This window comes from Puia sp. P3 (assembly GCF_050632245.1).
Classification (GTDB): Bacteria; Bacteroidota; Bacteroidia; order Chitinophagales; family Chitinophagaceae; genus Puia.
Map to the genome: position 1 here is coordinate 5,274,539 of NZ_CP192583.1, position 21,799 is coordinate 5,296,337.

Sequence of the window (21,799 nt, forward strand, 5' to 3'; positions counted from 1 at the left end):
TCATTCTTAAAGGACTCCTTCCTCCCCCGCTCTGCCAAAAACTGCGCATCCTCCCCGTAGAAGTCGAAACCCGTGGCACCACATTATCTGTCGATACCTCCCAACTCCCAGGCGTCGGATAGGCCAACACCGCAATGTCTTTATAATACCCCGCAACCGTCTCCGGCTGCGGCAGCCGCAGATCCACCACCCTCCCCCATCCACGCCCACACGGGTCCAGACAACCTTCTGCATCGACCGCGCCGGACTGATCCACGGCCCACCGGCCACAGCAAACCCGTCACAGGCATGCATCGCCAGCTTAACACCCAGACTGTCCGCCACCTTCATCGCATACTTCACCATATCCCACCACAACGGACTCAGCTGCTGCACCGCGGGCTCATATATTGGCGGATTGCCCGCCCCATTGATGGGCATCAGATAAGCCCCGCCAATACCCACCTCCTTCATCGCCTGCAGATCAGCCCTTATCCCCTCCCTCGACACGGCCGCCTGCATCCAGTACCAGAACACCCAGGGCCGCGCCGCCTCCGGCGGATTCACGAACGTCGCACTGTCAAAAGACTGGGCCATAACCGCGCCGTTCAACAATAGCAGAAAAACCAATATTTTATTCCGTAGCAACATATTTGATTGTATACGCCTTCCCACCTTCCAGGTCTACTTCATAACTTCCCTTACCTGCCTCACGCACTATCCCTTCCTTACAAACAGGCCGCGTCCTGCTCCCGAACCTCAACACCCCGGTCCCACTCACCGCACCCACCCTGATCTCCTTCCTGCTGCAATATACCCTTACATTCCCATGCGGCGTCGGCACATCCCCCTCCATCCATTCCAGACCTCCCAAAACCGGCCGCACCTCATATCGTTGGTAACCCGGTTCCAGCGGCCTCACCCCCAGATAATACTTACCCAGCAGATAGATCGGACTCGCGCCCCAGGCATGACAAAGACTCTTCCCAAACGGCCGGCCATACATCCCATAACGCTGCACCCCCTTCACCGCCGGATCATACTGCTCCCAGAAAGACGTCGCCCCCAGCGACAACATCCCACCCCAGTAATCCTTTATCTCCTTCAGCACATGCCCCTGGTCCCCCGTCGCACACAGCGCCTCCAGTTCATAAAATCGCATATACGGCGTCGTTATCTTCTGTATACTGTCGTTCAGCAACACCCCCTTCTTCACCGCATCCCGCTGCTGCGCATCGAAATACCCGAAGAAGATCCCGAACATATTCGAATATCGCGTAATGCCCCCCAGACTGGAATGCCTGAAAGCCATCCGCTGCCCATCCCAAAAATCGGCAAATAACTTCTTCTTCAAGTCCCCTGGCCTCCCCACCATACTTCTGCGAAGCCTCTCCATCCCCCGCCAGTCCCGCACACAACGCCATCGTCTCCAGACTCCTCACATACAACAACTGCTCAAAACTCACCTCCCCCTTCTTCGACAACCCATCCGCCCAGTCGATAAACAACCAGTCCCCCGGCAAACCCTCCAGCCACCCGTTCTTATTCCGCCTACCCTCGATAAAATTCATCAGACTCACCATCCTCGGATAACACAGCCGGATAAAACTCGCATCCCCCGTATACTGATAGTAGTCATAAATGCCCAGGAACCAGTAAAAACTATAATCCATGATGGTATTGATATGGCTCGTCACCGGATCCTTGCCCCGCAACGCCCACAAGGTCCTCGTCACAGAAGCAGAATCGAAATACAGATAGTAGTTCATCAGATAGCTCTGATAGGCATCCCCCGACCAGATCCACCTGTCCCGCTTGATACCGTCGATAAAGAACTCCCTCGTATTCAAATGCAGCGTATACGCGGCTACATCCCAAATTTTATTAATGTCCTGGTCCGAACAACGAAAGTTACCTCGCTGCGCAACCGGCAGATACTCGAACAGCATCGACGCCGAATCCACCTGTACCCCATCCTCACACCGAATATTCACATACCGGAATGCCCTCGATCCGGTCAATACCGTGTCACCCACAACCCCGATCTTATCAAAAACTTCACAACTGTCCACCGACAACGCCTCCTCCTTCGACTCCCCATAATACAATGACACCCTCCCATGCCCTTTCACCCCATGCAGCCGCAGATACCCAAACGACTCTTTCCCAAAGTCCACCAGCAAGGAACCCGATCCCCTCGCCACACTCACAGCCGGCCGCGGCTCCACCGACAACCTCCACTGCGAAGGCGGAACCCCAAACCGCAATACCTCCGCCGGTAACCAGACCGTCCCCGACTTATCCGAAGCCTTCCCCGAAGCATCGATCCACTCCTTATCCTCATACGTCACCATCCACCCGCTATCCGTCGTAAAACCCACTGGACCTCACACTCAACGCCGGCGGCGACTCCTGATTATAGACCTTCAACTCCAGCACATGCTTTCCCTTTCCCAGATGCAGCCTCCCCGGCGCCCCACTCACCATCCTCCCATCTACCTTGCAATTATATTTCCCTTCCGTCAATATTTCCACGTCCTCATCCGACAAACACTCCACCTCCTTCCGATAATCCACCAGCACATAATGATTATCAAGTCTCCAGAACGGCGGGAAGAATGTCCCCCTCTCCGTCCTCCTGTTCTGCATCTTGTTACCCATCCAAACCTCAAAATCCCCCGGATACGTCATCCACCCGGGGCCTTGCGCCTTTGCCGCATGCCCGTTGAATAACAAATACAAAATAATCATCACTCCAGTCAACACTCCCCACAACACTCTGACCCTCCTCGTTGGCGCCGGGAGCCGCGGAGCGGCTCCCGCAGACTTTAAACTCGCCGCCGGCGCCGCACCGCGGCGCGTCACCAAAGAATAAACCACTCCCCCCACCAGGATCACACAAAAAATATAAAACGACAGCAACAAAAAATGCGGCCATGGAAACACCGACGCAGGCCAAACCCAAAGATAACACACCCCAATCCCCACACTAAACGCCGTCCCCACCGTCAACACCCCATTGATAGACTTTGCCGTCGCCCCCTTCCACAACACCCCCAGCAAAAAAGCCACCGACATCGGCGGAGCCAGAAAACCCAGCACCGACTGAAACACATCGAATAAATTCAACCCCTTGATATTATCGATCGCCAGCGCCATCAGCACCGAAATTAACGCCCCGACTACGGTAACATAACGCCCGATCCGAATCACCTCCCGGCTTCCGGCCGAAGGCGCAAACCGCTTTAAATAGATATCCATCGTAAAAACAGTACTTACAGAATTCAGAGAAGACCCGATATTCCCCACCAGCGCCGCGATCAGTACCACAATGATCAGCCCCCGCATCCCCGGCGGGAACAGTCTCGTCACCAAAGTCAAATAGGCCTCGTCCGGATTGGTCAGATGCGGATAAAGAATATAACAAATTACGCCCGGTATAATGAACAACGGCACATCCAGTATCTTCAGCCACCCGATAAAATTCGCCCCCAGCTGACCCTGCTCCAGACTCTTCGCCCCCAATACCGACTGCACCATCGACTGTTCCGTACACCAGAACCACACTCCCATCACCGGATACCCAAGCAGGATAGCAGGCCAGGGATACCCCTTGTCCGTCGCCGGCAGGAACAAATTCCAGTAACTGTGCGGCGTCGAATCATACAACGCATGCACCCCGCCGATCTTCTTTATCCCGATCCACACCAGACAACCCGATACCCCAATCAGCAACAGCATCTGAAACACATTCGTATAGGCGATCGCCTTCAGCCCGCCAGCCGCGGTAAAGAACGTCGCCAGCACCACCATCCCGACCACCGAAAGCCACATCGGCAGTCCCAGCAACTGACGCACCAGCACCCCGCCCGCAAACAACCCCAGCGACAGCCAGGAGATCAATATCGTTATCAGCGTATACCACGCCAGCAGACTCCTCGTCGATTCCCCAAACCGCTGCCCCATGAACTCCGGTAGAGTCGACACCCTCGCCCCCAGATACCTCGGCCCAAACACCACAGCCAGCAACAAAATGAACACAAAAGCATACCACGCAAAATTTCCCGCAACGATTCCCGTCGTATAACCGATGCTCGCAGACGCGATCAGCATCGAAGGCCCCACATTCGTGCCCCACATATTCAGCCCGATACTCCCCCAGCCCAGCGACCGTTCTGCCAAAAACAAATTCTCTCCTTCCTTTTTCTTCCTGACAAAGCTCACCCAGTACCCGATGGCCAGCAACGCCAGCAGATACACCACAACGATCACAAAATCTACCGGCTTTAAGAAATTATAGATCATATTTCGCTTTTATGCTATCCACCCTTACCGGCCTGCCCGTCGCCAATGATTCCTCCATGGCCTTCAGCAGACAGATCGTCCCGATCCCCTCCCGCGCGTCCGGATAGGCCGTCTCGCCCGAAAGGACACAGTCGTGAAAATATTCCAGATAGTTCTGGTACTCCCCCGCATGATGACTCTTGCCTTCAAATCGGAAATAGTGCTTCAGCATATGCTCCCAGGTGACCACCTGCTCCTCACCCGTCTTCGTCGTCACCGCATACCGCAGGTCCATATAGTCCGCCTGACTGCAGCCTTCCGTCCCCCGCAGGATACAGCTCATCTCGCTAGTCGCGGACCACCGGCTGCACGGGCCCCGTATACGCCCCGCTAACCCGCGCCACACGCCCGTCCATCGCCCTGAATATAAAATGCATCGTATCGGCATGGTGCAGGCCGCCCTTCTTCCCGTTCGCGCTCAGCATCCCATAACCCATCACCTCTTCGATATCAGGCAGATACCACCGGATAAAATCCACGGGATGACTCAACCCGCCATACAGCCATTTGAAAGAATTCTCCAGTGACCAGCCCTTCTCCAGGAACCACCGGTGATCCGCATGATAATATGCCTCTATCGTGATCAGCTCCCCGATCAGCCCCGCCTCATAGTCCTTCCGCTGCCGTTTCATCGGCTCGAAGAACCGCGAACTCTGCCCCACAAACACCCGCTTGCCCGTAGTCCCGCACAATTGCAATATCGCAGAAGCCTCACCCGGATCGTCGATAAAGGGTTTCGTGCACACCACATGCTTTCCGTGTGACAGCGCCATCTTCACGTGCGTCGCATGCCATTTGTCCGGCGTATAGATCCCGATCACGTCGATCTCCGGATCATCCAGCAGATCCTGATACCTTGTCGTATAATTTGGAAAATTGAACTCTTCCGCCCGCTGACGGCACAACTCTTCATTCAGATCACATATTTTTTTCAACTCCCATTTCGGACTGTTCAGCGCGGCGGACATCGTGCTCCTGCCCTCGCCCAATCCCAGGATCCCAAGTCTTAACATAGTTATTGCTTTTGTATTCCGGCTGCTTTTTTAATACTTTCCTTCACCATCGGCCCGTTGTTCTCCCAGTGTGTTCCCCGGTCCATTCGAATTACGCATGAACTTCTCCTCCGGACACCAGTTGTCCCGGATGGTGATATAGGAAGACCCCTCGTCAAAATAAAAATAGAACCAGTGCTTCGGGTCATGCGCATACACCGGATGATAGATAGAATCGATATAATTCTCAGCGATCAGCGTCCCGGCTGCGCCGACAACGTATAGATCCCCCCGACGTCGAACATATGCTTCGCATAGTGATGTACATAATTATACCTGATCCTGTTATTCTTCATACAATTTACCGCCCTCGTCCACCCCCATCCCACACAGATCCCGGAATACGAAACCTCGCTGACCTCATTATGCTCGATATCGACGTCGTGTACATACCCCGCGCTGATACCCACACAACCCCAGTCCTCATTCGTACAATCCGTCACCAGATTATTCCCGATATACTCATCGTGACAAACCTCCCTGGCGTCAGTCGGCGTATAAGGCAGATGCGTCTCAAACGCCGGGTCCGAATAGACGCCGACCTGAATAGCCGTCCCGCCAATATCCCTGAACACACAGCGGCTGACACTATCCGGAAGACGTACCCCTCACAAGATCGAGACCCGTCGAAGCCAGATGCGAAAAATTACACCCGTCGAACCGGATCCCCGATGCATAGCTCACCTCGACGGCGCCGGGCGGCCGGCCGATCCACGCCTGATTCTCCAAACCCTTCTTGTCCGGCGTCCCCGGTATCTTCAGCTTATAGGCGTCCAGCAGATACATCCCTGCCTGCAGCGGCACATGCCCCTGCTCCGGAAGGCCGCATCCAGGTACTATACGAAAAACCGATCCCCTTAAAACAAATATCCACCACCGGACGATCCACCGTCCCCTGCACCTGTAAAAGCGTCGTCAAAGAAGGCGCCACCACCGAAACCTTGTTCATATCCTCCCCCGCCCTCGGGAGATAATAAACCTTCCCCTTCGAAACATCCTCATACCATTCCCCCGGCTGATCCAAATATTTCTATCGCATTCGTCAGATAGTAAGCCGAATTGCCATTTTGTTTATGCCCACTATCTATCACCGCCGCCGGCCAGGGATGCTCAAACTCGATATGCCCCTCCGGCTCCCCAAAACGTAACCCCCAACGGTCCCCAACTTTCTCGATCGTCTTCACCCGCAATACCGCGATCGCCCACATCTGATGGATCACCATCTCCACCTGGTCCGGCTTCGAAGGCATCACTTTCCCCGCAGGCACCCACATCACCTGCTCCTTCTTGTCCACCCCCAATATCCGCGGCATCCCCTCTTCCCTCGCCCTGACAGCCTTCACCCCATTCACCCACAACTGCCGAAACCCCCGTCCCGGTGCATCCGCCTCCCATATCCCTCCCTTTCCCTTCCTCCATCCATTCACCGCCACCCCTCCACTCACCACAACACCCTCATCCGCCGCCGCTATCGTAACCCCCGAATCCTCCGGCCGCACAAACAACGGCTCCGTCAAAACATACTCACCCCCACGAACCCAAATGGTCACACGATCCGTCATCTTCAATCTCCTCATCTCCCTCGCCCTCCTCAACGCCGCACCAATCGTCGCCATCGGCGACTCACGCGAACCATCCCCGCCATCGTTCCCGGAAGGCGAAACCCAAATATCAGCCGCACTCACCCACATTACATTCATCAAAAAAAATAACCCCGCAAACCATTTCATTGAAATATCATTTTAACATACCGGGCATTCGCCCCAAAATTCGACTTCACATTATGCACGTCCTTCGCATCCCTGCTCCTCTCCACCACCAGCCATCCACTCCACCCCATGCCGTCCAGCGTCGCCCTCACCTTCCGCATATCGATCGCGCTGTCATTCTGCAGCCACACCCCATTCGTATTCGTACAGTGTATCTGACAGATCCTGCCCCTTCCCGAGCGTCCGCAACTCCTCCGATATATCCCGACGCCCCTCCACCGCATTCGCGAAATTGAAATAACTCTTCACCCCAGTGCGAACCAATTTCATCCAACAGTCCGACTTCTTCCGGCAGCCGGCAGCGTCGTCTCTATCCCGATCACGACACCCGCATCAGCCGCCAGCCGCCCAGCCACCCTCAGCCTCGCCACAACACTGTCCCGCAGCTCCGGATGCTTGCCCGGATCGGCATTGACCCCCAACGGCAAAAACCCCACCTTCACACGCATCGCCTTCATCGTGGCTATGCAGTCTTCATATTTCGCCGCCACGTCGGCCGCAAGGCAAAAATTTTGCGAATAAAACCCCGTCATCGCCAACGAACAAATGTCCAATCCCAGCCGTGAAGCAGTGTCCATAAACCGCTCCCTGACCGAATCGGAACTCAGCGCGTTCTCAAACGTCTCTCTATTTCCCAGTCCCCCCATATCCACCTCCACTCCATCGGCGCCAACCATCCTCGCCAGCGAAAACGCCCCAAGTTTCTGTCTCTTGATCAGCATCAGGTCGACCACGGCAACCCGATACCCCGCTCCCTTTCCATGAAGACCTGCCCACTCCTTCTCCAAACCCGAAAATCCGATGATAGCATCCTTGGGCAAGCTCTCCCCATGCGCCCCAAAAACAAGCAGCGCAGAGTCCGGCTCCACCACACAACGCGACTCATCCAAACCTCCCGTACCAAACAACTTCGTCGAATCCAGACCCAGATGCCGCACCATGAACCGGTACATCGGCACCCGCTTCGTCACGCCATAGTCGTGCCTGTCATCCGGCAGATGCACATTCTCCACATTCCCTCCGACCCCATAATATCCGTACATATGCTGTAAATAAGGAAAATCGTGCTCGGGCATATGATCCGTCCAGTCATGCCCGTCCGTGATCACCAGCTGCGGCCTCGGCGCCGCCATCGCCGCCAGCTCCACATTATTCGTCCCATCCGCACAGGCCTGTACAGGGACGCCGCTCTCACACGGACAACCGCCATAGAAATAGGCCGACAAATTGACCACCGGTACACTCACTTTGATACGATCATCCAGCGCCGTCATCATCACCGTCTGTGTCCCTCCCCCGCTTCCACCGGTGATCGCTACCCGACTTTTATCCGCCTCGGGCAACGCCAGCAAATAATCCAATATCCGCATCCCCGCCAGCAGCTGCAGCGACATCGCCAGCCCCGTACGGTGATCATCCGTTTTGAATTGCAACAGACTCTCCCCCAGGCGAACAGATCATAACTGAATGCCATCGCCCCCATCCTCGCCAGCCCCGCACAACGTATCTGACAGTCCGCCCGGTACCGCTGCCGCTCCCAATGCCCGTCCGGACAAAGGATCACCGGCACGCGCCCCTTCTTAAGAGGCCTGTACAACGACCCATTCACATATACCCCGCGAAGGATCTCTATCGCTACATTCTCTCACCTCATACCCGTCAAACCTCCTCCACGGCGTAACAATCGGCTTCGACCCCGGCCGCGCCGGCAATGGCGACAGCCCCAACCTCGACAAGACACAACTCCTCAACTCCACTTTCCTCTCCTCCCACTCTTTCTTACTATGATACCGTGAGGCAATACTATCCAGCATCGCCTTTCCCTCCTCATACGTAAATCGCACCTTTTCCGGCTGCTGCCCAAATCCCCTAACCCCACACAACAACACCAGCACAACCGTCACCACCCGAAGCGCAGACCTCCTCGCCTTCCTCCAGCCGCTGAACAAAAGGTTTGGATCGATATCAGGCCTCGGAAAGAACAGCGAAGCAACATAGCCCACCACGATCACCACCAGATGACTATACACCCCCAACATCAGTTTATGCTGCGTAAAATTATAACGGCCCCAATCCAGCAGCAGCGTTTTATGCTCTCCAACTCCCACCTTTGTCGAAGTCAGGAAAGCATAGGTCGTAAACAATATACAGGCCACGATCGCTATATTCATCCCCTGCCGGTTCGCCCTCGAACTCAGCAAACCCAGCAAGAAGATCCCCGAGATCCCCCCGAGAAAACGGCATACAGCGTAAACACAATCCCCAGCACCCCGTCCGTACCGGCATTGACATACAGCATGGCGATCAGGATACTGATAACCCCGGCCCCAACAACGATCAGCTTCCCCGCCAGCAGATACTCTCTGTCCGGCCGACCGCGACGCAGCTTCTTATAATAGTCTTCTACACCTACCGCACCCAGCGAGTTGAGATCGGCGCTCATACTGCAGATGGCCGCCGAGGTCATGGCAGACAGGATAAAACCCACCAGCCCCGTCGGCAGCCGCGTCATGATAAAATAAGGGAACACGGCGTCTGCCCGTATTCCCGTGGGTATGGGGTGAATCTTATAGTAAACAAAAAGACCAGTGCCGATGAACATGAACAGCATCCAGACCGGCACGGTCAGCAATACCCCCATCAGCGAAGCCCGTATCGCCGCCTTGTCCGTCTTTGCCGTCAGATACCGCTGCACCACGGTCTGATCGGTGCCATATTTCTGAATCGCATAAAAAACTCCATTTATCGCCATCACGATAAAGGTCAGCTGCGTAAAAATTCCAGTCATAAGGACCGAAACCGGTACGGTGATTCGCCGCGGCAATTCGCCACACCTCAGCCGGACTGTCCGCCGCCGTAAACAGCAGAATACACAGACACGTGATCCCGCTCGCAAAAAGCAAAAACCCCTGGAACACATCCAGCCAGATCACGGCCTCCATACCCCCTAGCAGATTGATAAAGATGATCACCGCGCCAATGGCCACGATCATCGCCGTCGTATTACAACCGATCATGTTGTTCTCAGCGCAAGCGCCAGCAAAAAGAAGATCGTCCCCATCGCCGAGAACTGCCGGAGAACAAATGCCAGCGACGAATAATACCGCGCAAACACACCAAATCTTCGTTCGAAATACTCATACGTACTCAGTCCGATGATCTTCCTGTACAACGGAACCACAAACCAGATGATCCCCAGCAAGACCACCGGCACCATCAACCCCTGCACCAGCAGGATCCAGTTGGAACTATACCCTTCCCCGGATACGCCAGAAAGGTCACACTGCTGATCATACTCGACAACAGCGACATCCTGATCGCCCAGGCCGGAACCTTGCCCCTGGCCAAAAAATAAGACTGTGTGGATTGCCCCTCCGGGCAAAGCGCAAACCCAGATACAGGGTCACCGCCAAAAAAACGGCGATGATAATAATATCAGGAAGATGTAACGACTGTTTCATATGGTCAATTCGTTCTGTTAATAAGATAGACCATCCGGCCAGGGATAGCTTCCCGGCTTGACGGTCACATAAAATCCTGCGGCGCGCATCCGCACCACCCCGGGCGCCAGCTCCCGCTCAGGCACGAGGCGGTCGATACCAAGCCGCTCCAATACGGCATAAGCCGTCGATCCGCCTTCAATAACAAGTTCCCCTACCGGAACCATCGACAATATCTTCTCCACCGCCTCCGCCAACTCCTCCTTCCTTCCTGTGATAAAAGCCTTTCCACCTCTCAACAACTCCACCACCACCCCCACATCCAACGAACCTTGCTTGTTAGCCCAATACGTCGTTCCACTCACATACAACACCGGCGCCCTCCGCATCGCAAGCAACGCGTCAAAAAATCCCGAAGCCCCCGCTAACAGAGTCCCCGACACTACGCGCCCGGCCCATGCCTCAAGATCTTCTGCAGAACCAACCTCGCCAACCACAATCCCCGAATCCGGCAATTCCTCGTCAACCTTCCTAACCACCACACCCGAATCCCCCAACATCTCCCGTACATCACTGCTGACAACCGGAAAATCCGGATCTACAGCAAAGGCGCTTTCATTCACGGGCGCCCCATTCAAAAAATAATGCCCATCCACGATCGTCCTCCCCAACACCGGATTCGCCGGAATAAGCAACGTCCTCGAAAACCCCAACACCTCCATCTGTACCCGCAACTCTGCGATAACATGCCCGCGAAGAACAGAATCGGTCTTCTTATACACCCACTGAGGCCCGACCCCCAGCACCGAACTGGTTATATCCCGCATCTCCGCGACCGCCGTCTCCAACGCATGCGACCTCGTATCCGTGGCAATCACCAGCAGCGCCCCGTCAAAAACAGCAGGCACAGCCCTCCTGACCTCCGTCGTCAGACCATGACGAAGACCAATGCCGCCCGGCTTCCGCGGCCCCCGTAAGATCATCTGCTATAACCGCTATCATAACTATCCATTATTCCCTCTACCCGCGGTACGCGACGCAACCAACTGCACCGCCGCCCCGATCGCCAGGATCATCGCATCCGCACTCGCAATCCCCTTCCCGGCGATCTCAAACGCCGTCCCGTGGTCCACCGACGTCCGGATGATCGGCAGCCCCATCGTAATATTCACCCCTTTCACGCTGTCCATCTGCTGCTTCTCTGCATTCCACTTGAACCCGTTTAGCTTAAAAGGGATATGCCCCTGGTCATGATACATCGCCACCACACCGCCATAATGCCCCGTCGCCGCCTTGGCAAACAACGTATCCGGCGGCACAGGGCCATCCACGTCATACCCCAGCTCCCTCGCCGCGACCACCGCAGGCAGGATCTCCAGATCGTCCTCGGTCCCGAATAGCCCCGAATCTCCCGCGTGTGGATTCAGCCCCGCAACGCCTATTTTCAGATTCTTTTCACCCAGCGAGATCAGACCATCCTGCAATAGCCCGATCACCGACAGCACCCTTTCTTTCTTCACCAGGTCGCAGGCCTGCCGCAGCGATACATGCGTCGACACATGTATCACCTTTAAATTCTCCTCCACCAGCAGCATCCCGTATTTGGCCGTATTCGTATAATGCGCATATATCTCGGTATGCCCGGCAAAATGATGTCCGGCATCGTTGATCGACTTCTTATTGATCGGCCCCGTCACCGTAGCATCCACTTCCCCTGCGAGCGCCAGCTCTATCGCTTTTCGCACGGCCTCAAAAGCCGCGTGCCCCGCCATAGCCGACACCTCACCCATCACCAGCGCAGAAAGATCCACCGTTTTCATATCCAGCACATCGATGAAACCCGGCTCAAACTTCGCATCGGCAACCTTCGAAACACCCCGCACCACAACCGGCAGACCCAGCTGCTTCGCCGTATTCGCCAAAACACCCGCATCCCCGACTAACAGCGGCCGGCAGACACCCGTGACCTTATCCGCCAAAAATGCCTTTATCGCGATCTCCGGTCCGATACTCGCCGGGTCGCCCATCGTAATTCCTATGATCGGTTTCTCTGTCATACAATTTGTTTATAATGGAGGCATCATCGTAGCCCCACAAAGCCCTTCTTTTTCCATGATCCGCTTTAGCGCCGCCAGCGACTCGCCCAGCAGCCGCCCCGCCTGATAAGAATTTCCCAATTCATCGGACAAGGCCTGCAGCGCACCGACCTTCTCTCTGTCCCCCTGCGCCGCCGCCTCCAGCATATCACGGTACAGCGCCGGCGCAAAATTCGCCGTACTCGGCACCAGCCCATCCCCGCCGCCAAGCAATGCCTCGCCAGACTTCGCCGTCCAGCCCAGGAAATGACTGAAATCCCGACGCCCCGACCACAGCTTTAGCGACGCCGACAGCCGCTCTTCACTCCGCTCCGAATCCTTCGCCCCCACAATATTGTGATGGTGACTCAACCTGTCGATCACCGAAACCGGAATAGTATGATGCGTCGTAGCCGGAATATTATAAATGATCAGCGGCCCGCCCGCCTGCGACGCCAGCCGCTCGAAATACCCTTCCATCTGCGCCTCCGTCAGCATATAATAGGACGGCAGGGTCGCCACTACGACGTCCGCACCCGCGCCAAAAGCAAACTTCGCTGCCTCCACCGAATCAGCCAGACAATTCGAACCAATCCCCACATACAATACATCCCCTGCCTTTTTCACCCTTCCCGCTACCCGGACAAACTCCTGCTTCAAACCCGCCGGCATCGACGACGCCTCGCCGGTAGTCCCCAGGACAAAAGGCTGGACCCCGTGCTGACGGAACAACAACAGCAGCCGCTCCACCGCAACTACATCCAGACTATAGTCCCCATTCAACGGCGTGACCATCGGCACGACCACACCCCCATATTTCTTATTCATACGCAGATTTATAAATACCAATAGCATCCTCCAGCCCTACAGGCCTCGGATTATTCTTGAGCAACCTGACGATCTTCATCGCATCCGCCGCCATCCCCGGAATCGCCTCCTGAGCTATTCCAACCTCCCGGAGTGTCGCCGGTATCCCGCACTCGCGGATCAGCTGCCTGATCTTCTCAACGCCCTTCAGCGCCGTGGCCATCGCATCCCCATCCCGGTCACAACCCAGCGCCACAGCCACATCTGCATACCGGTCCACCGCCGCGGGAATATTGAATGCCATGACATAGGGCAGCAGCAGCGCATTGGACAGACCATGCGGCAAATGATAACTACTCCCCAGCGGATAGGACAGCGCATGCACCGCAGCCGTATTCACCGGACCCAGACAAAAGCCCCCCAGCAGACTCCCCATCGCCACCTGCGACCGCGCTTCCCCATCATCCCCCTGCTTCACCGCCCGCACCAGGTTCGCGGCGATCAGCCGCATTCCCTCGAACGCATACATATCGATAAAAGGTTGCGCAAACTTATTCGTATAAGCCTCCAGACAGTGCGTCAGCGCATCCAGCCCCGTAGCCGCTGTAATAGCCGGCGGTACACTCACAGTCAGCAACGGATCGACGTACACAATATCCGGCACAAGAAAAGGACTGATAAAACCCTTCTTCTGATTGTCCCTGCCATCCACCAATATCGCATTCGGCGACACCTCACTTCCCGTCCCGGAAGTAGTCGGAACACAAACCAGCTTCCTGGCCCTTCCTTTCAGCAACCCGATCCCGACCCACTGATCCAACCCCTGCTCATTTCCCAGCTGCGCCGCCACCATCTTGGCCAGATCCAGCACGCTTCCACCTCCGATCCCTATAATCACATCCGGATCAAAAGCCTCCGCGTCCCTCATCACCTCATAAAAGTCTTCATAGCTCGGCTCCGCAACAATACCCGTATAAATAGTTACGCTGATCCCCTCAAAATCAAAACTCCTCACGAGATCAACCAACGGCTCGATCGTCAAAACAAACACCCGCTGCGGCGCCAGCCGCAGCACCTCCTCCACCAATCCCCCAATCACCCCATTGCCAAAAACTAACTTTCCCGGAAAATAAATCGTCATCATATCGGCGGATCTAACGGCATTTTGTTTTTGATCAGTTTCCCCGTCTGCACCGGCTGAATACCCAGCCGCTCACACCACCCAAAAAAACTATAGTGAATATCGTCTAGCACCTGCTTCTGCTGCACAGTCAGCTCCAGGGCATGCGCCCTGCTGATCGTACGCACCGGCAACCCCCGCTTCTGCAAAAAATACTTGGCGCTCATCGGGTAAGCGACATGTATCAGCGGGTCTACCCGGCTCAGCTCGCCCTGCAGCCAACGCACGTCTTCCTGCCTGTCCGGATCATTCGCATGCTCCACCATCCAGACCAGTATCTCCGGATAAAAATTCCCCGAGATCGAAGACATCCCCTTCGCACCCATCTGCAGCGAATACATCGCATTCGGCGTATGCGCGTCATAGAACTCGAGGCCATAATCACCCAGTTTCAATACATCTAATTTGGCCTTCACCTGCTCCAGCTCAATAGACGTATCTTTATGATACACCAGCCTCCCCCGTCCCCAGAAGTGTTTTAAAAACTTCCGGTGAAATGATCCGTTTATACGGCGCCGGACACTCGTAAAGCCCCATCGGAATATTCCTCGTCAGCCGGAACATCTTCTCGAAATTGCGCAACAGAACACTGTCGCCGTCCTCCACATTGGCGTAGTGACCGGTGATCAGGATGACCGCATCGATACCCGTATCATAGATCCGGCCGGCGAAATCTGCCTTGTCCTCGATCGTCAGGCCAAACGATCCCGTCGCCACTATCGGCACCCGGCCGTCCACTACCCGAACGACATGCCGGGTCAGCTCGAGCCGTTCGTCCTCGCTGATACTGTACATCTCACTGCTGAGACAGTTCGCGAAAAATCCCTTGACTCCTGCCGCCAGATAGAACTCCACCAGCGTCGACACAACGTCCAGATCCACCTTCGCCTTCAGATTGAAGGGAGTGATCATCACCGGAACAAACTTTTTTTCAAGCGTAGTCATAAGACCTCCTTTTTATTTTTTAACCGTTTCCGGCCATACTCCATTCTCGATTTTTTCAACTCCAGCTTCGACGGGTCCACCTCCACATATTTGATCTTCTTCCTGTGCCAGTGTAAACGATATGTACCATCCCATCCTTCGACTGGATCACGGAAGGATAAGAATACTGACCCGTATGGTCATCCTCCAGCACCAGCGCCGCATACCAGTCCTTCCCATCCGGAGAAACAGCCACATTCAGCGGCGACCTTTCTCCCTTCGTCTCACCCGCCGGCGGCAATGCGTGGTTATACACCAGTAACTGACGGCCATCCGCCAGCGTGACCCCATCGATACCCGAATTGTTATTGGGCAATGCAGTAGCCTCCAGCGCCGACCAGCTGGCACCGCCATCCTTCGACTCGGTCGAAAGGATCGCCCTGTTCTGACTCCGGCTCAGCGCCTGGATCGTACCGTCCTTATGCAATAATATGGTTGGTTGTATCGCCTTCAGGTCCGCGGCAGCAGGCACCGCACCCCCCATCGTATAGGTTTTACCCCCATCCGTCGTCAGCTCGAAGTGGATCTTCCATCCCCCATCCTCCACACTCGTCGGACAGATCAGACTGCCATTGCTCAACGCAACCGGCTGGTTCTTGATCGGCCCCAGAAACCCCTCCGGCAAAGCCACCGGCTTCGACCAGCTCGCACCTCCATCCTTCGACCGGATCAGCCACCCCTTCCATTTCGCGGGACTCGGCCCCACCTTATAATACAACAACAGATCGCCGGCCGATATCTGATACAACACCGGATTCCAACACGCATACCGGACCACAGTCCCCTTACCCCCCGCTCCCCGGGCACCATTCTCCTTACCTCCATTCCCCTGCACCCCGTTCGCCACATTCACCGGCGCCGTCCACACCTTCGCCCCCTGCGCCTTCCTGCTGACATAAATACACACATCCGGATTCCGCTCCTTAGTCCCCCCAAAATACGCCGCCACCAATCCCCCGGCGTCTCTGCAATAGTCGCAGCATGACACTCCGGAAAAGCCGCCGTATCATAAAGGAACTCCTCCGCCACAATCACCTTCTTTCTCTTCACCTCGTTCACATACGCCTTGAACAACTCATGCCAGTTCCTCCCATTCGAGTTCAGATACTGCTCATTCTTCGTCTTGTATATCTCAAAAACCGCCGATATCTGCTTCATATTCTTCACATCCATCGCCTCCTCCCTCGCCTTCTCCAGATTCTTCCGGATCACAGATTCCTCCTGCGGCGTCAGATCAGGCACGATCGCCTTATAGCCACGTAAAGTAAAATCCACCTTGCCCACCGTATACTTATCCAATATCTTATTCACCTGCGAATCGGGCAGGTCCTTCCTCAACCCGTTCATCAGACTGTCATGAGCCGACTTCGGCATTGGCACATGCTCGTCATTATACATCTTCACCGCCCGCAGATGCTGCTCCAGCACCGCCGTCAGACGGTTCTCCTTCGCCGTATCTCCCAGCTTCAGCGACCCGACCCACTCCGCAGCCTTCTGAGCCTTAACACCCGCCGTCAAAACCACAAAAAAATAAACGCAACTATTCTCATATCCTTTATTTTATTTCATAATGATAGTTCCCCGAACCAACAGTAACCACCTTTCCCGGACCACCCACGCCCCCCTCTCCCGAAGGCAGACAAACCTCCGCCTCCGCGTTACACGGCACCCTAACATCCCACCGGATCACCCCACCATCCCGCTTCCAGTTACTCACGACATCCCCATACGGCGTAGTATAGGAAGCCTTCACAAATTCAACCCCGCCGGAAACACCGGCTTCATCCTGATCCTCCTGAACCCCGGCGCTGCTGGTGCTATCCCGCCCAGATCCTCAAAACACCACGTAACCAGATCACCCAACAGCATCACATGATTCTGCGAGTTCATCGCCGGGTCAGCCGTATTCCCGTTCCACAATTCCCAGATCGTCGTAGCCCCCTGCTTCACCATATAGCCCCAGCTCGGATAGTCCGTATTCGAAGCCAGCTTATAAGCCAGATCGGCCCTCCCATTCTCCGTCAACCCCCGCATCAGCCACTGCGTACCGATCACCCCCGTGCTGATATGCCCGACCTTATCCGTGATATGTTTAAACACCACCTCTTTCTTATCCTCCCGTACCATCCCAAAATATAAAGGCAACAAATTCGCCGTGACACTATTATTGGAATAACACCCGCCTGCCGCGTCAAAGAACTGCTTATTAAAAGCCATTTTCACCTTCTCCGCCTTCACTCCAAACTCCCCTGCATCCGCCGCAAAACCCAAGATCCCCGCAAACTCCTTCATCAACCCCAGCAAATGATAGTAATACGCAGTCGCGATCAGCTTCCCATCCGTCATCCGGGAAGAATCCCTCGAATGGATCAGCTGCGGAGACTCCGGCGGCACACACCAGTCACCATACTTGTCCTTCGTCATGATGCCGTCCACTTCATACTTCGTACTCATATAATTCATCCAGCTTCTTCATCGAAGCATAGTGCTTTTTGATCGGCGCTTCATCCGCGTACTGCCTGTACAACATATCCGCGACCATCAGATACACTCCCGGCCAGGTCATATTATCACTATAATAATTCCAGTAAGCAGGCGCAACATCCGGCAGCTGCCCGTCCGGCTTCTGCGACTCTTCGATATCATCCAGCCAGCTTGGCGTACAACATCCCGTTGCCAAAGAAATAACTCTCCCCCAGCGAGCCTGTCGCCCTGTCCCCCAGCCAGGGCATCCGCTCATTGCGCTGCGGACAATCCACCGGCATCCCCTTATAGTTTGCACTGATCCCCCACCACGCATTCTTCAATATCTTATTCAGGATCGTATCCGAAGTCTCTATCTTACCAGCCCCCTCCATCTTATCCCCAACAACCTCCCCCGAAAAATCGTCCGCTAGCGGCGTTCCCGGATAACCACTTACCTCCACATAACGAAAACCGTGAAAGACAAAACTTGGTCTCCAGTCCTCAACCCCCTCTCCCTTCAACGTATATACGTCCGTTGCCTTCGCATCCCTTAAATTGGCCACATACAATTCTCCATCCGCCTTCAGCGTCTCGCCAAACCTTAGACGCACCACCGTTCCCCGCTGCCCCGAAACCCGCATCCTCAGCCAGCCCGCCATATTCTGCCCCATGTCCAGCATCCACACGCTGTCCCCCGCCTTCCACAACCGCTGCGGATGAATAACATCCAGAACCCCTATATCGGGATTCATCTGCGCCCGCAGCGCTTCCCCCAGGAGACGCGACAACCTGCGGCTTCATCCAGTCCTTCAATTCCTTCCTGGCATCACACTCCTCCCCATCATACTCATTATTCGACCGTATCGGCCCATCCGCCGTAAATCTCCAGCTCGTATCGCTGACGATCGTCCGTCGCCTCCCGCTGCTATCTTCCAGCTCCAGCTGCAACAACAACTTCGGGAACCCAAATTCCTTTATCTTCTTCGGCTTGTACTTCGGACGCATCGTAAAGAACCGCCCGTTACCCAGCACCACATCGATCACATTCTCCCCCGACGGCAGGGCACCTCAAACGTTCTGTACAACACCGACCGGGTATAGTCCGTCGGCGCCTGAGCCAACACTAAATCCTTCTCCACCGGCGCTCCATTCACCCTTACCTCATAATGCCCCAGCCCCGCGATATACAAAGTCGCACTCCGAATACCCTTATCAGAATACCATCTTCTCCTGAAATATCTCGCCGACAACCTCGAGAACTTCGATACACTGTCCCACGAAAATCCCCCGTCATACCCGATCCATTTCGCCTTCCAGTCCGACGCATTCAGCAACCCCATCGTCCACCTCCCCTCCTCACTCCACGGACTCTCCCCCGCAGCCGTCCAAACCCTCACCTTCCACCGGCAGACTTCTCTGCTCTCCAACGCCTTTCCCCCATAAGGCACCATCCAGCTCTGACTACCCTCCACCTTCCCCGAATTCCATAGCTCTCCTTCTCACCCAGGACCACCACCTGGTACGCCGTCTGCCTGTCCGCCATTACCCTCCAGCCCAACCGCGGACGGGCCACATCGATGCCCAGCGGATCGATCCGCTGCTCACACGTCAACCCCTCAGCCTTCTGCGCAACCACAGGTCCGTTCCAAGCAAAAAAACAATAATATAGTACCAGCGATACCTCATTTATTTTCCCTTCATCTATTTACCCGAAAAATCAAAATACAACCCGATCACCTTTGCATAGTCCCCACTCCTTCCATAATCATAATACATGTTCTTCGCCCCCGAAGGCCCCAGCACGCTCCGGCTTCTGCGACTTCGTCCCGATCGCCGGTATCCCCTGCATAAAAGAGATATTCCCACCCGGGAAAGCCGGCGCAGTATTATAGGTCTTTACCGGTTCCGCAGGAGTGAACAGCCTCAGATACACATCCTCGTTAGCACACACCACCGTGAACGGCTGCCCCGCCCCATCCATCCGCATCCAGTAAAAATCCGAGAAATAGCCCTTGAATTCCGGATAGACACACCCGCCCTGCCCCGTGATAGTATTGTTATAGACTTTATCCCATACCCCAAGCGTCACCCCCTGCTCCCTGTTCTTCCACACCCGGTACGGACCATCGCCCATCCACCGGATCCCCCTGACACCGCTTTCCGGATAGGAGAAATTAACACCCAGCAGATCATAGTCATATTCCGGCGGAAATAATGGATCTCCATTTTTAGCCAGCCCGACGGATACATCGTCCACCTCAATTTCTCTGTAATACTCTGCTTCGCATAACTAACCTCGATCACCGCATTCCTCCCCTCCATCCGCTGCTGCAAAGCCACAAACACGCCTGATCCCATCGCCAGCGTCGGCCCATCAGAAAAGGAATCCTCCCCTTCCCATTTTCCACCTTCCGAAGCAAACCCGACTGTTTCCCAAACCAGGCCTTCACGCCACCCGCCGACAATACAATACGAGCTGTCCTCCCCACCAACCGACGCCGTCCCGATACCTACCGTATCCACCATCCTCGCCGCGACCACATCAGGTCTCACGATCGGCCAGGTCCAGCTATAAATCTCTCTGCCAAACTTATCCGTAGCCACCAGCCCCAGCACATCATACGTCCTCCAGTTCGCCGGCAACGATAACACGATCGTCCCCTTCGCCCCAGGAGCCACATCCGGTGCATCCACCGCTCCCGCAGTCCCTGGCTCCGCAGCCGCCGAAACCCCCAGCGTCTTCACCAACCTCCACGAAAACCGGCACTCCTTCAGATTCGTATAAAAATATCTGTTCTCAACTGCAAACCTCCCATCGAACGCCGCCGTCACTTCCCTCCTCTCTATCTTCACCGGCGACCAAACCTCCTTCACCGCATAATAACTTCCCTCCTTCTCCCTGTGCGGCCCCAGTATCCCGTCCGGACCATGGTCCCTATCCGTATCCAGCGAATCATGCCAGTCGCGACGCACCACCGCCTCATCCGAAAAATCCCAGAGAAACCCACCCGCCGACAACGGCTCATGCCACATCAGCTCCCAGAAATCCGACAACCCCGCACCATGCCCCCCATCATACAACCCATGCAGGAACTCGGTCGGAAATACGATATCATGCCCATGCCAGTACGTCTCATTGCCGTAGTCATAGTTAATATAATGCTGCGTATCGGTATGCCGAAACACCGCCCACGGATGGATCAGCGGCCTGCCCTGGATATCATACCGGTCGAACAATGGGTCCAGATCGAAATTAAATCCACCCTCATTCCCGTTGTCCCAGACAACAATACTCGGATGATTAACGTCCTTCTCGATCATCTCCTTCACCAACCCCGACCCTACTTCGGTATCGTAGGCATGATGCCAGCCCGTCAGTTCATCCAGCACAAACACCCCAGCGAATCACAGACATCCAGAAAATGATCGTCCGGCGGATAGTGGGACATCCGCACCGCATTCATATTCATATCCTTGATCAGCTGGACGTCTTCCAGACTCAGCGCCTTATTCAGCGCCCTGCCCGTCTCCGGCCAGAATGAATGACGACACACCCCCTTGAACTTTATCTTCACCCCGTTCACATAGATGCCATCCCGCTCCCGCAGCTCCACCGTCCGGAAGCCAAAACGTTGTTCGACCCGGTGTACCACCCCCGGCGCCCGCAAGACTATACACAACTTTATACAGATTCGGCGACTCC

Annotated in this window: 33 protein-coding genes and 2 pseudogenes; all 35 read right to left on the reverse strand. The window is 55.3% G+C overall.

Translation table 11 applies throughout. The features are described from left to right. Nucleotides 1-6 precede the first annotated feature (6 nt). A complete protein-coding gene (locus ACQ86N_RS33115) occupies nucleotides 7-630 on the reverse strand; it encodes a glycosyl hydrolase (RefSeq protein WP_431210766.1) in 624 nt (207 codons plus the stop codon). After that, nucleotides 614-1,243, reverse strand: coding sequence for an alpha-L-rhamnosidase C-terminal domain-containing protein (locus tag ACQ86N_RS33120; protein WP_431210767.1), 630 nt, complete (start codon nucleotides 1,241-1,243; stop codon nucleotides 614-616). The genes ACQ86N_RS33115 and ACQ86N_RS33120 overlap by 17 nt, the downstream gene beginning before the upstream one ends. Beyond that, the gene (locus ACQ86N_RS33125) at nucleotides 1,128-2,333 is read right to left on the reverse strand and encodes a hypothetical protein (RefSeq protein ID WP_431210768.1); all 1,206 of its coding nucleotides are present in this window, start codon (nucleotides 2,331-2,333) and stop codon (nucleotides 1,128-1,130) included. Before ACQ86N_RS33125 ends, ACQ86N_RS33120 begins: the two co-directional genes overlap by 116 nt. Nucleotides 2,334-2,340: 7 nt before the next feature. Beyond that, a complete protein-coding gene (locus ACQ86N_RS33130; protein WP_431210769.1) occupies nucleotides 2,341-4,284 on the reverse strand; it encodes a sodium:solute symporter in 1,944 nt (647 codons plus the stop codon). Then, nucleotides 4,274-4,606, reverse strand: coding sequence for a Gfo/Idh/MocA family oxidoreductase (locus ACQ86N_RS33135; RefSeq protein WP_431210770.1), 333 nt, complete (start codon nucleotides 4,604-4,606; stop codon nucleotides 4,274-4,276). Before ACQ86N_RS33135 ends, ACQ86N_RS33130 begins: the two co-directional genes overlap by 11 nt. 4 nt (nucleotides 4,607-4,610) lie before the next feature. Then, nucleotides 4,611-5,336 (reverse strand): Gfo/Idh/MocA family protein, encoded by a 726-nt coding sequence (locus ACQ86N_RS33140; protein WP_431210771.1) that lies wholly within the window; start codon nucleotides 5,334-5,336, stop codon nucleotides 4,611-4,613. A gap of 30 nt (nucleotides 5,337-5,366) precedes the next feature. Further along, on the reverse strand, nucleotides 5,367-5,534 hold the full coding sequence (locus tag ACQ86N_RS33145) for a hypothetical protein (protein ID WP_431210772.1): 168 nt from the start codon (nucleotides 5,532-5,534) through the stop codon (nucleotides 5,367-5,369). A 35-nt stretch (nucleotides 5,535-5,569) separates the two neighbouring features. Continuing rightward, a complete protein-coding gene (locus ACQ86N_RS33150; protein WP_431210773.1) occupies nucleotides 5,570-5,950 on the reverse strand; it encodes a hypothetical protein in 381 nt (126 codons plus the stop codon). Nucleotides 5,951-5,963: 13 nt separating this feature from the next. Next, the gene (locus tag ACQ86N_RS33155) at nucleotides 5,964-6,179 is read right to left on the reverse strand and encodes a hypothetical protein (RefSeq protein ID WP_431210774.1); all 216 of its coding nucleotides are present in this window, start codon (nucleotides 6,177-6,179) and stop codon (nucleotides 5,964-5,966) included. After that, nucleotides 6,139-6,324 carry a hypothetical protein gene (locus ACQ86N_RS33160; RefSeq protein WP_431210775.1) on the reverse strand — a complete coding sequence of 62 codons (186 nt, stop codon included), beginning with the start codon at nucleotides 6,322-6,324 and terminating at the stop codon, nucleotides 6,139-6,141. Before ACQ86N_RS33160 ends, ACQ86N_RS33155 begins: the two co-directional genes overlap by 41 nt. Nucleotides 6,325-6,373: 49 nt before the next feature. Further along, nucleotides 6,374-7,105: a hypothetical protein gene (locus ACQ86N_RS33165; RefSeq protein ID WP_431210776.1), complete on the reverse strand. Its 732-nt coding sequence runs from the start codon at nucleotides 7,103-7,105 to the stop codon at nucleotides 6,374-6,376. Further along, on the reverse strand, nucleotides 7,102-7,275 hold the full coding sequence (locus ACQ86N_RS33170; protein ID WP_431210777.1) for a hypothetical protein: 174 nt from the start codon (nucleotides 7,273-7,275) through the stop codon (nucleotides 7,102-7,104). The genes ACQ86N_RS33165 and ACQ86N_RS33170 overlap by 4 nt, the downstream gene beginning before the upstream one ends. Continuing rightward, the gene (locus ACQ86N_RS33175; protein WP_431210778.1) at nucleotides 7,259-7,414 is read right to left on the reverse strand and encodes a hypothetical protein; all 156 of its coding nucleotides are present in this window, start codon (nucleotides 7,412-7,414) and stop codon (nucleotides 7,259-7,261) included. The genes ACQ86N_RS33170 and ACQ86N_RS33175 overlap by 17 nt, the downstream gene beginning before the upstream one ends. After that, entirely contained in the window at nucleotides 7,411-8,577 is a 1,167-nt protein-coding gene (locus ACQ86N_RS33180; RefSeq protein ID WP_431210779.1) for an acetylxylan esterase, read from the reverse strand. Before ACQ86N_RS33180 ends, ACQ86N_RS33175 begins: the two co-directional genes overlap by 4 nt. 147 nt (nucleotides 8,578-8,724) lie before the next feature. Then, nucleotides 8,725-9,354, reverse strand: coding sequence for a hypothetical protein (locus ACQ86N_RS33185; RefSeq protein ID WP_431210780.1), 630 nt, complete (start codon nucleotides 9,352-9,354; stop codon nucleotides 8,725-8,727). Continuing rightward, a complete protein-coding gene (locus ACQ86N_RS33190) occupies nucleotides 9,339-9,932 on the reverse strand; it encodes a sodium:solute symporter family transporter (protein ID WP_431210781.1) in 594 nt (197 codons plus the stop codon). Before ACQ86N_RS33190 ends, ACQ86N_RS33185 begins: the two co-directional genes overlap by 16 nt. Nucleotides 9,933-10,053: 121 nt before the next feature. After that, nucleotides 10,054-10,161: pseudogene (locus ACQ86N_RS33195) on the reverse strand (hypothetical protein); the annotation flags it as partial. Beyond that, on the reverse strand, nucleotides 10,158-10,526 hold the full coding sequence (locus tag ACQ86N_RS33200; protein WP_431210782.1) for a hypothetical protein: 369 nt from the start codon (nucleotides 10,524-10,526) through the stop codon (nucleotides 10,158-10,160). The pseudogene ACQ86N_RS33195 and the gene ACQ86N_RS33200, both read right to left, overlap by 4 nt. A gap of 96 nt (nucleotides 10,527-10,622) precedes the next feature. Then, entirely contained in the window at nucleotides 10,623-11,567 is a 945-nt protein-coding gene (locus ACQ86N_RS33205) for a four-carbon acid sugar kinase family protein (RefSeq protein ID WP_431210783.1), read from the reverse strand. Between the two features lie 21 nt (nucleotides 11,568-11,588). Then, complete coding sequence (pdxA, locus tag ACQ86N_RS33210) at nucleotides 11,589-12,641, reverse strand: 4-hydroxythreonine-4-phosphate dehydrogenase PdxA (protein ID WP_431210784.1); 1,053 nt, start codon at nucleotides 12,639-12,641, stop codon at nucleotides 11,589-11,591. Between the two features lie 9 nt (nucleotides 12,642-12,650). Then, complete coding sequence (locus ACQ86N_RS33215; protein ID WP_431210785.1) at nucleotides 12,651-13,487, reverse strand: dihydrodipicolinate synthase family protein; 837 nt, start codon at nucleotides 13,485-13,487, stop codon at nucleotides 12,651-12,653. Further along, nucleotides 13,480-14,610 carry an iron-containing alcohol dehydrogenase gene (locus ACQ86N_RS33220; RefSeq protein ID WP_431210786.1) on the reverse strand — a complete coding sequence of 377 codons (1,131 nt, stop codon included), beginning with the start codon at nucleotides 14,608-14,610 and terminating at the stop codon, nucleotides 13,480-13,482. Before ACQ86N_RS33220 ends, ACQ86N_RS33215 begins: the two co-directional genes overlap by 8 nt. After that, a complete protein-coding gene (locus ACQ86N_RS33225) occupies nucleotides 14,607-15,098 on the reverse strand; it encodes a dihydrodipicolinate synthase family protein (protein ID WP_431210787.1) in 492 nt (163 codons plus the stop codon). The genes ACQ86N_RS33220 and ACQ86N_RS33225 overlap by 4 nt, the downstream gene beginning before the upstream one ends. After that, nucleotides 15,088-15,591: a dihydrodipicolinate synthase family protein gene (locus tag ACQ86N_RS33230; protein ID WP_431210788.1), complete on the reverse strand. Its 504-nt coding sequence runs from the start codon at nucleotides 15,589-15,591 to the stop codon at nucleotides 15,088-15,090. Before ACQ86N_RS33230 ends, ACQ86N_RS33225 begins: the two co-directional genes overlap by 11 nt. Before the next feature lie 55 nt (nucleotides 15,592-15,646). Further along, nucleotides 15,647-16,537 carry a sialidase family protein gene (locus ACQ86N_RS33235; RefSeq protein ID WP_431210789.1) on the reverse strand — a complete coding sequence of 297 codons (891 nt, stop codon included), beginning with the start codon at nucleotides 16,535-16,537 and terminating at the stop codon, nucleotides 15,647-15,649. Then, nucleotides 16,480-17,148 carry a DUF3826 domain-containing protein gene (locus ACQ86N_RS33240; RefSeq protein ID WP_431210790.1) on the reverse strand — a complete coding sequence of 223 codons (669 nt, stop codon included), beginning with the start codon at nucleotides 17,146-17,148 and terminating at the stop codon, nucleotides 16,480-16,482. The genes ACQ86N_RS33235 and ACQ86N_RS33240 overlap by 58 nt, the downstream gene beginning before the upstream one ends. Nucleotides 17,149-17,185: 37 nt before the next feature. Next, the gene (locus ACQ86N_RS33245) at nucleotides 17,186-17,383 is read right to left on the reverse strand and encodes an alpha-L-rhamnosidase C-terminal domain-containing protein (protein WP_431210791.1); all 198 of its coding nucleotides are present in this window, start codon (nucleotides 17,381-17,383) and stop codon (nucleotides 17,186-17,188) included. Beyond that, nucleotides 17,380-18,084, reverse strand: a complete 705-nt coding sequence (locus tag ACQ86N_RS33250; RefSeq protein ID WP_431210792.1) for a hypothetical protein — start codon at nucleotides 18,082-18,084, stop codon at nucleotides 17,380-17,382. The genes ACQ86N_RS33245 and ACQ86N_RS33250 overlap by 4 nt, the downstream gene beginning before the upstream one ends. Continuing rightward, entirely contained in the window at nucleotides 18,068-18,310 is a 243-nt protein-coding gene (locus ACQ86N_RS33255; RefSeq protein WP_431210793.1) for a hypothetical protein, read from the reverse strand. Before ACQ86N_RS33255 ends, ACQ86N_RS33250 begins: the two co-directional genes overlap by 17 nt. After that, nucleotides 18,273-18,884: a family 78 glycoside hydrolase catalytic domain gene (locus tag ACQ86N_RS33260; RefSeq protein ID WP_431210794.1), complete on the reverse strand. Its 612-nt coding sequence runs from the start codon at nucleotides 18,882-18,884 to the stop codon at nucleotides 18,273-18,275. Before ACQ86N_RS33260 ends, ACQ86N_RS33255 begins: the two co-directional genes overlap by 38 nt. Before the next feature lie 49 nt (nucleotides 18,885-18,933). Next, nucleotides 18,934-19,101 (reverse strand): annotated as a pseudogene (locus tag ACQ86N_RS33265) (alpha-L-rhamnosidase N-terminal domain-containing protein); the annotation flags it as partial. A 35-nt stretch (nucleotides 19,102-19,136) separates the two neighbouring features. Next, nucleotides 19,137-19,568 carry an alpha-L-rhamnosidase N-terminal domain-containing protein gene (locus tag ACQ86N_RS33270; RefSeq protein ID WP_431210795.1) on the reverse strand — a complete coding sequence of 144 codons (432 nt, stop codon included), beginning with the start codon at nucleotides 19,566-19,568 and terminating at the stop codon, nucleotides 19,137-19,139. A gap of 293 nt (nucleotides 19,569-19,861) precedes the next feature. Then, the gene (locus tag ACQ86N_RS33275) at nucleotides 19,862-20,230 is read right to left on the reverse strand and encodes a hypothetical protein (RefSeq protein ID WP_431210796.1); all 369 of its coding nucleotides are present in this window, start codon (nucleotides 20,228-20,230) and stop codon (nucleotides 19,862-19,864) included. Beyond that, nucleotides 20,182-21,486, reverse strand: coding sequence for a glycoside hydrolase family 2 TIM barrel-domain containing protein (locus ACQ86N_RS33280; RefSeq protein WP_431210797.1), 1,305 nt, complete (start codon nucleotides 21,484-21,486; stop codon nucleotides 20,182-20,184). Before ACQ86N_RS33280 ends, ACQ86N_RS33275 begins: the two co-directional genes overlap by 49 nt. Then, on the reverse strand, nucleotides 21,471-21,776 hold the full coding sequence (locus tag ACQ86N_RS33285; protein ID WP_431210798.1) for a glycoside hydrolase family 2 TIM barrel-domain containing protein: 306 nt from the start codon (nucleotides 21,774-21,776) through the stop codon (nucleotides 21,471-21,473). Before ACQ86N_RS33285 ends, ACQ86N_RS33280 begins: the two co-directional genes overlap by 16 nt. Between the last annotated feature and the right edge of the window lie 23 nt (nucleotides 21,777-21,799).